This is a genomic window from Pseudoalteromonas sp. 120-MNA-CIBAN-0494, from assembly GCF_040308885.1.
Taxonomy (GTDB): domain Bacteria; phylum Pseudomonadota; class Gammaproteobacteria; order Enterobacterales; family Alteromonadaceae; genus Pseudoalteromonas; species Pseudoalteromonas nigrifaciens.
In genome coordinates, this window is the sequence record NZ_JBEOOE010000055.1 from 1 (window position 1) to 12,720 (window position 12,720).

The 12,720-nt window shown below is 37.6% G+C and carries 8 protein-coding genes; all 8 read right to left on the bottom strand.

What is annotated here, in order from left to right; translation table 11 throughout:
- Positions 1–73: 73 nt before the first annotated feature.
- Positions 74–1,615, bottom strand: coding sequence for a dynamin family protein (locus AAEY55_RS17460; RefSeq protein ID WP_350552470.1), 1,542 nt, complete (start codon positions 1,613–1,615; stop codon positions 74–76).
- Complete coding sequence (locus tag AAEY55_RS17465) at positions 1,608–3,818, bottom strand: hypothetical protein (protein WP_350552473.1); 2,211 nt, start codon at positions 3,816–3,818, stop codon at positions 1,608–1,610. The genes AAEY55_RS17460 and AAEY55_RS17465 overlap by 8 nt, the downstream gene beginning before the upstream one ends.
- Positions 3,819–3,992: 174 nt before the next feature.
- Positions 3,993–7,016 carry a DEAD/DEAH box helicase gene (locus AAEY55_RS17470; protein ID WP_350552476.1) on the bottom strand — a complete coding sequence of 1,008 codons (3,024 nt, stop codon included), beginning with the start codon at positions 7,014–7,016 and terminating at the stop codon, positions 3,993–3,995.
- Between the two features lie 56 nt (positions 7,017–7,072).
- Positions 7,073–8,800 (bottom strand): EH signature domain-containing protein, encoded by a 1,728-nt coding sequence (locus AAEY55_RS17475; RefSeq protein ID WP_350552479.1) that lies wholly within the window; start codon positions 8,798–8,800, stop codon positions 7,073–7,075.
- Positions 8,801–8,802: 2 nt separating this feature from the next.
- Positions 8,803–9,561 (bottom strand): chemotaxis protein MotB, encoded by a 759-nt coding sequence (locus tag AAEY55_RS17480; protein ID WP_350552482.1) that lies wholly within the window; start codon positions 9,559–9,561, stop codon positions 8,803–8,805.
- Positions 9,561–11,738 (bottom strand): anti-phage ZorAB system protein ZorA, encoded by a 2,178-nt coding sequence (gene zorA / locus AAEY55_RS17485; RefSeq protein WP_350552485.1) that lies wholly within the window; start codon positions 11,736–11,738, stop codon positions 9,561–9,563. The genes AAEY55_RS17480 and zorA overlap by 1 nt, the downstream gene beginning before the upstream one ends.
- Positions 11,739–11,883: 145 nt before the next feature.
- Positions 11,884–12,177: a hypothetical protein gene (locus tag AAEY55_RS17490; RefSeq protein ID WP_350552488.1), complete on the bottom strand. Its 294-nt coding sequence runs from the start codon at positions 12,175–12,177 to the stop codon at positions 11,884–11,886.
- Entirely contained in the window at positions 12,131–12,556 is a 426-nt protein-coding gene (locus tag AAEY55_RS17495; RefSeq protein WP_350552491.1) for a hypothetical protein, read from the bottom strand. Before AAEY55_RS17495 ends, AAEY55_RS17490 begins: the two co-directional genes overlap by 47 nt.
- Positions 12,557–12,720 lie beyond the last annotated feature (164 nt).

Genomic DNA, 12,720 nt, shown 5'->3' on the forward strand with positions numbered 1-12,720 from the left:
TACCTCAGGTTAATATGCTGAGTAAATTATGCATAGGTAGCATTAATATTGGTATGTGGGTTTAATTGCGCGCTTACGTTTCTACTTTATTTTTATCATGGTGGTAGTTTTTAATTGATAGGTATTTTTTTATAAAGTATTTATCTAAATCTTTTTCCACCTGACCAAAAATAGATCGAACCTCATTATTAATCACGCTAGGACTTGGCTCCATAAAAGTTTTCTCAACATCTCTCCAATATGCTTTATTATTTACAATTAAGGATTGGCTTAAATTTAATTCAATTTCATTCAGTTGAGATTTATAATTAAGAATCAACCTTTTGAGAGAAATAACACTTTCTTTCTCGGGATTTCTATCAATTTTAGAGTGACACTCGCTCTTATAAACAGCTATCAAGTCATTAATATTGCTTTTTAAATTTTCACTTGTACCGTACTCAATTAACTTAATTTTTTTATTTAATTGTTCAAGCTCTCGTTCATTTAATTTTTTATAGATTTGAGCATCTTCGTCAATAGCTTGAATCTCTCTGATGATTTTTTTTTCGTCCTGTTTCAACCTCTCTAATTTCTTTTTATAAATATATTCGATCCTTACATGACTATCGAGCATATTTCGAAGACGACTAACAGGCGATACAGAAGCATGTATTTCATCAATTAATGTTGTTCGAAGCCCATTAATTAATGGTTTTAATTTTCTGTAAAGTACAGGTTCCTGCTTTTCTAGATTCTGCCAGCTATTTCCAAATTCAAGAGGGTAAAATAGATTCTGATTTTTACCTTCATTACTTAGCTCTCCAAAGCGCTGAATTTGCTCAATCAGTCTAGCTCTAATATCACTGATATTAACCTCTTCTTTCTTACGAATTAGGTCTCTTATTGATTGAGCTGAATAAGAAAATGTCGTTACTATACGAAAACGTCCAAGCATAGCTTGCCAATTCTCTAGCCCCGGAAAACTCATAGCCTCTGAGTTTAGAAAACTCAAATCATCTCCCCTTCCAACTAATAAAATTAAATCAGCAAAAGGGAGATAAGCTTTTGCCATAGCATATACATGCTTTTGCTCTGTAGCATTCGCAGGATTATCACCGGGTAAATCTAAAATACGTATATTAGCGCATTTTTTAGCAGCGATAGAAAAGAAACGTGTTGGTATATCTACAATACATGGAGAATTAAAAGACTGAGTTTCATTTTCCATACTCTCTCTTAAATCACTTAGAGCTAATATCATATCGGACTCAGCAGCATAGAACTCTTTTTTAGAGTTGATTGTTAGAGCCCAATCTTCACTTGTAGAACGACAGTATTCCATAGTTGTTGCAGTGGCTGACTTCCCAGCCTCTCTTCCTCCCCTTAGTACATGGGAAACTATACTTATTTGATCTGAATGAATACCGAGTAAATCAAGAAGAAGTGTCGTTTTTCCTACTTGAGTCTTGCCGAAAACAACTACAAAAGGATCTACCTGCTTTCCTTTCATCGATAATGTTTTTTTTATATCGTGACTCATAGAGCTTATTAATCGCTCGTATGCATCAAACGCCCAGCCCAAATTTGATAGATATAACTCAGACCAGTATTCAGTTAACCAATCATTAATCATACTCAGCTGTGTGTCCAACTAATAATGGATTTAAACCGCTTGCTGAAGAATCAATTTCAGCTTTAAGATCATTTGATAAAACAATTACATCAGCTAAAGCCTTTGTTAATCTTTCCTTACGCATTAAGTGCTCATCTAAATGATAGCGTTGTCGTAAAGTAAACTCTAATCTAGATCTTGCTGAGCGCATTACTTCATCAAAACTGCTGCAAAAGTTTACATAGTGAGAATCTGAGATTGCATTAAGCAAAGAGTGTGCTTGAATACTTAACTCTTGCTCTTGTTTCCTGAGCCCAGATACAGCTTTGGTTGTTACATAGCAAGCAGCAACAACGGCAGTAACAGCAATGGCAGCAGGGTGAAGCATAACAGGGGGAACACTGCCACCTTCTGGCTCATTGGTTGATTCTTCGCTTGCAGAATCATTCGAACTGGTTTCAGATTCTTTGTTTTTAGTATGACCAAAAAGTGTACCTAGTATGTCTGAATCACCATCACTAATCACGTCTACAGCTAATAAAGCAGCGACAGCTTTGAGAGCATTTCTACCTTCATTTGCGCCTTTACTAATTGCCTCCACACTCTGCTCTATTAACTCACCATTATCATTCATCTTTAATTTAAGTTCATCAGCTAACAACTTAGGCACAGAGTATGACAACCTCGCATATTCAAGGGATATAATAGGTATCAACCTTACACTTTCAGCTAGTTTTTTACTTGTTTCGCTACTGGTATTAGAGTTATGGCTTAGTACTATTTTGATGTCGTTCTTTATTTCTTCACTTAATACTTTAAACTGAATTGGCTTACCTGATCTCCCAGCATAACCAAGTTCAATAAGTTTTTTAGTGTTCGGTAACTTAGGGGTTTCATTTTTACTTATCTCTATCTCAGAATTGTTTACTGGTCCTAATTTTTCTAAAGTCAAACCTGTTAATTGACTAGCATAATCAGAAAGAAAGTTACTTCCTTCTTGTTGCCAAGCTTCTTCAACAGTTTGCTTTATTTTTGTCTTTTTTTCTGTTGTACTTTCAAGTGAACTTGTAATAAAATTTTTGAAGCCTTCATGCTCTAAAGATAATTTTTCGTCTAATTTCTTAGCCGCATTTATTCGGTTCCGATCAACATGCGCTTTTGCAATTTTTTTATGCTCTTCTCTCAATAATGTAACAGAGTCATCAAATTCACCTAGAAGCTCTTTACACATTAATGCACTCTCTGTTGCTTCAGAACTATTAAAGATAAGCCTAGCCTTAGATCTAATACTATTTAAAACTTTAGTTAAATCTCGGCCAATTAACTGTGCTAGATTATTAGTTTGAAAAACACGATTCGATTGCCCTGTATAATTTAGTTCATCAATCATGTTAACTAATTTCGGCATCCACTCTTCACAGTAATCAGAATCATCCGTTCCAGTCAATATTATCTGCTTATCAATCCGGCTCTCATCTATTTTGAAAGTGTTCATTGCACTATTTTTGAGTTGACTTTGGCGATCTGAGTTTCCTTTGTATGATTCAGTTTTAGAAATAACAACACAGGGTTCGCAATGCTTTAACTCATTTGCAAGCATATCCTTTGTAATATCAAGCTGTTGTTGATTTGCCATTCTTGTTTCGTCTGTAACAACTATACAACCGCCTGCAGCTATCATTGCCTGACGCATTAACTCTTGCCAATCTTTATTATCTCGATCTTGTTTTTCATAGCCTGGTAAAAGTAGCCAAGACTGATTCTCCCTCTTAAAATAACGTTTTGGTACTTTTAAGACTGGGAGTAAATCTTCTGCTGAAGGGTCTGTTATAACTTGATTAAAGTTTTCGACATTTATAAGTACATCTTTTATTAATAGCTGATCTCCAATATCACTTTTTTGTAAACGTCTTACATAGCCCTGCGGTGCAGTTACTTCATTAGTTTCAATAATCATAACGGGTAATTTTTCACCGCGCCCTTCGTTGCCTTGTAGCCAATCTCCACAGTCATAAATTTTAGACATTAAAGTTGTTTTGCCTGCACCTTGCGAGCCACCTACTGCAATTATCCACTCATTCCCTAATATTTCAGCTAACAGTAACCGACGCATCACAGCTAATAATTTTTTATCTATTTCTTCATTAGCAAGTACATTGGATGCCCCCCTTAATCTGCGTAAAGTACTGTTAAGCTCTTTTAAAAAAATCTCTGGTGATTCCATATTCCACTATCCTAATTGTCTAAATATATTTACTTTTATAATCAATTAATAATAACTTATTTTTGTATTTGAGACCGCTAAGATGGTAGCGGCTCTCAATATTATGCTTTTATCTTTCGAAATTAATTTCACAAGCTTGCAAAGTAGTAAGCTCATCCTTAATGCCACTTAACCTCACAATCCCATTGACGACATTAGCTCATGCTCACTCACCACTTCAGGCGTTACTACCGCATCTCTTAGCATGGTTTTCTTTGCGAGTAGTTTGTCTAGATTCACATCAAACGAATCATATTCTGGGTGTAAAAGGCAGGGTAAGTGAATAAACACAGGTTTTTCTTGACCAATACGATAAACGCGGTCTGTAGCTTGAGCCTCTTTTGCGGGGTTCCAGTGGCGTTCTAAATGAACTACATGGTTTGCACCAACAACCGTTAAGCCAACGCCTGCCGCTACAGGCGACATAATTATAACGTTAAAGCCTTCTCCTGCTTCAAAGTCAGTGATCATCCCTTTACGAGACAGCTGATCTTTTTTTGTAGCAATCGCTTTACTATCACCGTTAATAACATGAATGTTTAGCTCATAAATTTTGTCTAAGCATATTTTAAGAACAGCCTGGAGCTTTTTAGTTGTCGCAAAAATAATTACCTTCTCTTGTTTGTTTTTTATATCTGACAATATATCTAACAACATGCGTAACTTTTCAGACTCTTGTAAATTACGCTGTGCCTCTTTGGCATTATTAGGTGGCTGTTTAAAAACCTCATCAAGCCTTGGATGCAAACTAACAGCCCTTAATTGCTGTAATACTGTTAAAGCATGGCCGCCGCCCTGCTCTTTTGCTTTCTCCTTTCTATAATCTTCAACAATTTGGTTGTAGCCAAGCAACTGACCTCCGGTCATATTACGAGCTAACTCTGGAGCAAATGCCATATTGTCAGCCAAGTCTTTATGAATACCTGTTTTTATTGTTTTAGTAGGCATTCCGGTTAGCTCGTCTTCCTTGGTTCGGCGTAACATAAACTGCCCAGCAGCATTACGTAAATCGTTACCAACTTTTAAACGCACCTCTGCTTTTTCTTCCTCATTAGCACTACTTATTGGCTTAATCCAGCGCTCTCTAAAATAGCTCCAATCGCCTAATAGCCCTGGTTGCGCTGTATCCATTAAACACCAAAACTCGCTTAAACTATTTTCAACAGGAGTACCTGTAGCTAGTAATTTAAAATCAGCTTTTAGTGCTTTAGCTGCACGTGTTGCTTGAGTATTTGGGTTTTTAATATTTTGAGCTTCATCAAATATTACAATTCCCCAGTCAATAACACATAAAGAAAATTGGTAATCCCGTAGCGTTTGATAAGTCGTAATAACAACACGTCTATCCATATCTAAACGCTTTGTTGCTGCATCAGCCCCAACATGCAAAGCGTAACGAATAGATTTATGATCAGCATGCGAATCATTCATTACCGTCGCAAGCTGCATAGACTCTCGTTCAGCCCCTTGAACTTTAAACTCTTTTAAATCCCTGGATGACTGCAGGACTTTAATATCTCTAAATGGAGAATTTTTAAAAGTAGCTTCAACCTCTTGTTCCCAATTTTCCAGTAAACTAAGTGGAGCGACTATTAATATGGGCTTTTCGGATTTATTGCTTTGCTGCTGCATCGACAAGTACTCAGCCAGCATAACTAACGTCATATAGGTTTTACCAAGCCCCATATCATCGGCTAGTAAAGCCCCTTGCACTCTATACATATCATCATGGTTATCTAATTGAGCTGACTTAAGTAACGACATCATCCAGCTAATGCCAGACTCTTGATGAGGGAAAGGTGTTCGCGCTAAATTAGTTCTGTCAAAACTAATAGATCGGTCTAACTGCGCAACTTTATTTACAATGTCTTGATTATGTTCTTCCGCATCTTTTAGTAACAAAGAAACTTGCTCTTTACGAACCAGAGTATCTTCAACTTCAGGCGTATCTGAGTCATTAGAAGGGTTTGCTAAATTTTCTCTTACCTCTGCGAGTGTTTCACTAACTCGCTGCTCATCGCGTATGTCAATTAACTCATCATCAACAACAACACTATCTGCATTTTGCCCTTTAGCTTGCTGGTAACTTTGCTCAAACGATACAACATCTTCCTCGCATTCAAGCAACTTAACTAAGCGCTCTGGTGGCTCACTGTCTGTATTTGTCGAAAACCAGCCATTACTGCCATCGCTGTCTTGACCAAAAGGAATGTGTACCATTTTGCCAATACCAGCAACTCTCAGAGAAAATCCAAGATCGAGGTTAAGAATAGACGCATCTAAAAAAGCTGAAGGGGTTTTAATAAATTCGGCAACTTTATGTGCAGGAATGGTTCTATTTTGTAGTACTTCTTTAACAGCTTGCTTTTTATCGTCAGTAAGTAAAACAATGCGGTCTTTTATTCGCATTACTTGCCCATCGCCCTGTAACTGAGCTAAGCGATTTTGTAAGTCTTCAGATGATGATCCATCACCAAAGCTTGGGCTAAGCTCTAGGCTACCATCAACTTTTTGATTTGCTGTTACTGTAATTTGTTGTGGTTGTACTAAATCAAATTTATCAAAATGTTTTAAATCTAGTTTTAACCCATCTTTAACTGCTTGCTGTAACTTAGCAACTGCCAACACATTATTTAGCTCAGTGCGGTCATCGGGCGTAAGCGACGAATGTTTTTCTACGGCTAAAACAGCATTAAGCTGCTCTGGCGTCATTAAATATTGTGTTTGCTCACTAAAAAAAAGTATCGGTCCTTTTCTTTTTACTGGATATTTTTGCTGCTCAAATTTTGCAAACAACTGCAGCGAAAAGCTACTTTTAGTTGTTCTACCTTGAATATCAACGTCAAAGTCGTTATTAAAAAAAGGCGGTAACCCTAAAACGTCTGCATCTTCTGGGTCTAATAAACATGCTTGCTCACTATCAAGCCTAAAGCCATTAGGCAGTGTTTCAGCAATATGTCTTTCTTCAAGCATTTTAAGTACTACATGCTGAATAAGCTGACTACTTGCACCCTCACCTTTGTTTAGGCAATGAAATGTAGCTTCATTAGTGGCAAAATTAACGCCATACGAGTCATATACTAAGGAGTATTTATCGTCCGCTAAATGACTATTTTTATTATTAGGCAAAAGCCCTTTTATCAAACTAACAAGTGACATGTATTTTTAAATCCCTTTTTAATATTCCTAAAGTTCATGCTTTTCTCTGAAGTGGGCTACAGCGAACGGCTCCATAACTCTTCAGAGTTTAAGGTGACCCTGCCTTTTGTACGTAAAGAGTAAAGTGCAAAATTTACCTGGTGAACACTTTTGCGAAGCTCAAACTCCTGCGCTAAGATATTAGTAATTGAGTTACTATTTATAGGTTGATGTACATCTAGTACATGCAAAATTAAAGACTCCAGCGATTGAGTGGCTTCCGTTTTTGCTTCTACTTCTATCTCTACTTTTTCTTTACTTCCTAAAACAGGTAATCCATACCGACTTATATATCTTCTGTATTCGTCTTTATAAAATAGTTTTTCTAAATCGAGTTCAATGCCATTTTGAGTTAAAAAATCAATAGCATTTTTTTGCCAAGAAGTCGGCGAGTGTTGAATAGGCATTAACTCGCCTTTCGGATAGTTCTTTTTAAATTCCTGAGGAAAGCTATTTGTTAAAGCAAAATGGTTTAACTCACTCAAAGAGTAATCGTTAAGCTTCTCACTAGGTAAACCCATATAAATCCAAAGCTTAAAGTTGTGTGAACCTTCAATAATATGAAAATCACCGCAATCTAAATAAATAATGGAAGTTTGAGTCATTCCTCTAAGGTTTATATAACTGGTTGTTAAACTCTTTCCTAGCACTCGCTTAACTGTATGCTCGGCTTGGTTTCCAAGCATTAGCCGTGCATTACGCACAAACCCATGTTCATAAAGCCCTTCTAAAAAGCGCTTACGTGCGGGGAACATTCTATTTAACGCTTCATCGCCGGTGTAATTTGCGTACTCTTCAATAGCGCCTAAAAATAACCGCAAGTCTTCTTTGGCAAGCCAACTTGTTACTGCTTTTACTCTACTCTCACCAATGGGCTTCCACCACTGGCGGTAATTTGTAGCTGTATTAGCAATACGCGGATCGCCAGCTAAATTCAGTACAAAGTTTTGCCATATTTCACTTGGTGCACCAGCAGAGCGGTCAATAATAATTTCAAGCGCTATGTGCCCTATTCGTTTACCTTCTTCAAAAGGCATTGTGGCAACATCTTGTTTTAATAGCTCATGCAGCACATCATGTTGCTCACCAACGGGAATTTCTTTCAGTGTGTCTAAGTAATATTGTGCATGGCAAATATCTAAAAAGCGCCCTTGCGGCAGCTCGTTTAAGCGTAGTTTTTTTAATTGTTCGTTTAAGTCTAAGTGGTTTTGTTTGGCAAGGTTAACCAACGCCTTAGGAGCTGTTAAATCAAACAGCCATTTAGCTTGATTAAGCACAGACAAAATTGTGTCGCTTGTATTTTTGCGATCTTTTAAACGTTGCTCTATTTGCTGTTTAAGCCACTGCGTTAATCTGTTAAAAATATTGCCATCAACCAGTGCATCAAAATAACGATAAACTAACGAAATTAAATTCATTAACGACGACATACCTAGTTTGGGATGTTTAGCTTGAATGTAATCTATTGTTTCTTCGTTTAATGAGTTTTTTCTTACTTCTTCTTTATCAATCCATAACTGAGTTAAAACACGTACACCTTTTCGCTTAATTAAAATTTGTTTAAGCTTTTCTTTTTGATCGTACATAACGTAGCGATTAATCTGTTGCTCAAGGACTTTAAATTCTTCGCCTTGCCCTGCACCATCAGCAATTTTTTTTGTTTGTAAAGTCAGGCTACTCCACTGCTGTGAAATACGCTCCCAGTTAAATTCTGAAAGCTGAGGAATAGGAGGTAAAAGCAGCATAATTAAGGCATCTCCAAACGGCTTCTCACCGTTTCATATTCCGCACTAGTAGGCCTGCGAATGGTAAAGCGTATGTCAATTCGTCTGTTCGACCTAAAATCACTTTCTGTTAGCTCTTTAGCCACCATCCTTCGCGTTGCCGCATAGCCACTCACTGAAAAAAGCTTGTTGCCATCTTTATTTTTAATAGCCGCTAAATTATGTTGGTCTCGTAGTAACTTACTCCAAAGCTCCCACAGCGAAATCGCCCTAAAGGTCGATAAGCCCCAATTACCTTTACCCAGCATACCGTTAAAGTTTTTACTGTCGGTGTGCCCTTCAATAAAAATAGTATCAAGAAATTGCTCACGGCTATCTTTATTTATAACCTCAGCTAGCACCTCACCAATTTCAAGTGCAGTGCCTTCAAACTGCGGACTTATATTAAATGCAGCGCTATCAAACCCTAAAATATCGTTAGGAATACTTAATACAGTTTCATTTTCGCTAACCGTAACTTGTATTCCTCGCTTACGCAGTAAATCAGCAGCTTCATGTAATATCGTTTTGCGAACACCCTCAGCCATGTGCAGCATTTCTAGCTCTTGGGTAAATGCTTGTTGCTTATTTTCAAGCTCTTGTTTGGCTTCCATCAGCTCAACCATTAACACAATAGATGCTAAAACAAATAAAATAAGTAAGCCCGACAAAATATCCGAAAACGACATCCAATAAGGGTTTTCTTCGTCAACACATACTTGGTTGCTTCTAAATACTCGCATTAGCTACGCTCCAATTCATCCACTAAATTAGTAATTGTGCGTACTGTTCCAAGCATTTGGTTACTAAATTCAAGGGTTGTGGTATTCCAAGTTTCCATACGCTCTTTAACTTGGGTATTTACTTCTGATGAGTAGCTGCGTAGCCACTCATTCGTTTGCTTTTCAATATCAGACACTTGCTTAGCTAAGGTATTACTCAACCCTTCAAAAGATGCCTCAACACCACTTATAAACTCAATTTGATGTGTTTTCATTTCGCTAAAGCCGCTTTGAGCTAATTTTGCCGTATTGCCAAACTGCTCTGTTGTAGCAACAAGCGACGTTTCAAGCCCTCTTAGCACTTTAGCTTGCTCAATTACGTGGCTTGCTAATGCATCGTTTTGAGCAGAAATACCTTTAATTGTATCGGTCATATCACCTAAGCGCGTATCAAACAGCTCCGTTGCTTTTAATAGATTACCCGATAACACCCCTATTTGGTTTGCGCTATTACTCAGGTTTTGGCTACTTGTAGCTGATGACTCAGCAACCGTTTTAAGCTCCCCTATAACGTCTTTATGTTGTGCAATAACCGAATCCATATGCGTTTGCGTGCGTTTTACAGCATCAGTCATCGAGGTAAGCATTTGGTCTTGTTGTGCTAGCCATTTACCTAACTGCGATTGTAATTGTTCACGGTACTCTGAGTCTCGCTTAGAGGCTTCAAGCTGCTGGCTGTTAATTAATGAGCTGAACGTTTCTTCAAGCGCCTTTTGGCGCTGCTCAGAGCTTTGCATAAAGCTTTGTAAACTTGTTTCAAGGCCATTGGTAAACGCCTGTTGCTGCGCCGTTGTTTTTTCGTTTTGGCTCGAAAGCTCATTAACAAATCCACGGTTCGATTCGCCCATAGCGCTTTGTACTTGGCTCATAGAGTCAGAAAGCTTATTAAGAGTTTGCGATTGCTCAGTTAACCAACCACCTAATACCGACTGTAAATTATCTACATGGTTTGCTTCACGCGTTGCTTGCGATTGCTGTTGCGATTCAATAGCCGTAAATAACTTTTGCTCCATAAGCTGCTGGCGCTCTTCGCTTTTGCTCAGCATTGCTTCGAGTTGCTGGTTAAATTGCGATGATGCCCCCGCTTGTTGCTGGGCCATTAACTCAGCTTGTTTACTACTTTGTTCAAGCACTGCACTCATTTGCCCGCTCAGGCTACTTACTGCCTCATGCATTTGTTCAGTCGACTTTTGTATAAGCTCGCCTTGGCCTCTGCCTGCCGCTTGCATGCTTTCAGTAAAGTTACTAATTAAATGCTCCAACACGCCGCTAGTTTGTTGGCTGGCATTACTTACTAAAGACTGCATAGCAGGTGCCATTACATTGTTAAGTGCATTGGTAAAGGCCTCTTGCATGTCTTTGTTCATGCCTGAAATAGTTTCTTGCAGGCGGTCGCCAATACGCTCATGTAATTCTTGCAGCGCTTCACTACTTTCACTGGTGCTTTTAGAAATATCAACAAGTGACTTTTCAGCAGGTAAACGAGGGAATAAAAAGTCAATTTTCTGCTGAATTTTAACTACCTTTTTAATTATTCGACGTTCTGTGTTTTTTTCATAAATATTAAGTAATAAGCTAAGCCCCACACCCCAAACAGAGGTAACAAATGCCATTGCGGCACCGTTAATCATGCTTGCAATACCACCCTTAAGCGCTTCTATTTCGTTGCTTTCCATGTGCAGCCCTTTTAAGCCCATAGTTAAGCCTAAAAAAGTACCGAGTACACCAATGGCGGTTAAAAATGAGGGAGCTGCTGCTAGTAATCTATTTGAGGTGATACCCGAGGCCAGTGTTCGTGGATTAAAAAAGTGTTCTGCATCTAAGGTGTTATATACGCCTTTTTCACGGTGATCTAAAACCAAGCTTTCATCAAACTCACGCCAAAGGTTTTTAACTACGTCATCGTTTGATGATTTAGCTTTATCTCTAATATCAGCAATATTATCGTAAAGAGACTCTGTAGTTTGGTTTGCTACAATTTCTTCAACCTTTTTAATCGTTTTTTTACTGTTATGTTTTAGTAAAAGCACCCAACCAACAGCAAATACAAAAAGTAGTACCATAATAATTATAAATGAACGCCCTAACCATGCATTTGGCCATAATAAATCAGCGTTTAATAACAATCCTTCAAACATGCCTTACTCCTAATCCCTTAGTTTACGGGTAGTAATTACTTAATAAGTGGTTAATAGTTTATTTTTTACTTAATAATTAAAGTCATTAATAAACAAATATCTATCAGCTGTTAGTTTTAATTTTAATATATGAACACTTAACTCTTTAGCGATTCCTGCTTGGGTTAGTTAAAAACAAGTTGGTGCCGTTGCTTTCAAAGCGGTTATTCCATACCAGATCAAAATAAATACGGTGGTTTAAACCTATTTTTGCCATTTTCTCTTTTAAAAAATTTTGTATATCTGCGTAGTGCTGCGCTGTTTTAATGTCTTTATAAGTGAAGCTGCGTTTAATGCCTCGAGCCTTCCCTTCTTGAGTAGTGAATATAAATTCTGACTGAAATATTTGGCTATCAGGGGTAAAAAAGCCATGGTGTGACGGTTTTTCTTGCTGGTGCAAAGTCTTCCCCCATTGCTACAAAGTGCTCAAATACAATATCAACGGGCTTTCGTATTTTATTAAACGACTTCAACTGCGAAGGCTTAATGTTTTTACTCAGTTCACTTTGTAGCTCACTACATAACTCGTTGGCAAATTCGTTTAACTCTATTTCAGAGGTGAGGTTATTGAGTGCGTGTATTAAATAATCCTTTTTTTTAGTTAACACATCTCTAAAGGTATGTGAGGCGCCTAAACAATTATTATTTTTACGATGAAAGCCGCGATAGGTATTCGAGCCTAAGCTTTTTAACACCAACTCCTCGTAACTAAGTAATGGCGTAGGTGTTAAGAAAACCGTATCGCCCACTTTGTTCATGCGTTTTACTTGTGTCTGCATTTTTTAGTTACCCTTACGCGTGAAGTAAGCAGCTTTTTTTGTAAGCTCTACGTCTATTATATTGTTATTTAATTCACGTTGGGTCATTTAACGTCTTAGTATTTATACGTTACGTTGCTTGTATCGTATAAATACCTTGTTGAACGAAGCATGCTCCTCATCCA

Excerpts from the sequence above, each read along its gene's own strand:
- AAEY55_RS17460 (WP_350552470.1), bottom strand. The coding sequence starts at position 1,615 with ATGATTAATGATTGGTTAACTGAATACTGGTCTGAGTTATATCTATCA.
- AAEY55_RS17465 (WP_350552473.1), bottom strand. The coding sequence starts at position 3,818 with ATGGAATCACCAGAGATTTTTTTAAAAGAGCTTAACAGTACTTTACGC.
- AAEY55_RS17470 (WP_350552476.1), bottom strand. The coding sequence starts at position 7,016 with ATGTCACTTGTTAGTTTGATAAAAGGGCTTTTGCCTAATAATAAAAAT.
- AAEY55_RS17475 (WP_350552479.1), bottom strand. The coding sequence starts at position 8,800 with ATGCTGCTTTTACCTCCTATTCCTCAGCTTTCAGAATTTAACTGGGAG.
- AAEY55_RS17480 (WP_350552482.1), bottom strand. The coding sequence starts at position 9,561 with ATGCGAGTATTTAGAAGCAACCAAGTATGTGTTGACGAAGAAAACCCT.
- zorA (WP_350552485.1), bottom strand. The coding sequence starts at position 11,738 with ATGTTTGAAGGATTGTTATTAAACGCTGATTTATTATGGCCAAATGCA.
- AAEY55_RS17495 (WP_350552491.1), bottom strand. The coding sequence starts at position 12,556 with ATGCAGACACAAGTAAAACGCATGAACAAAGTGGGCGATACGGTTTTC.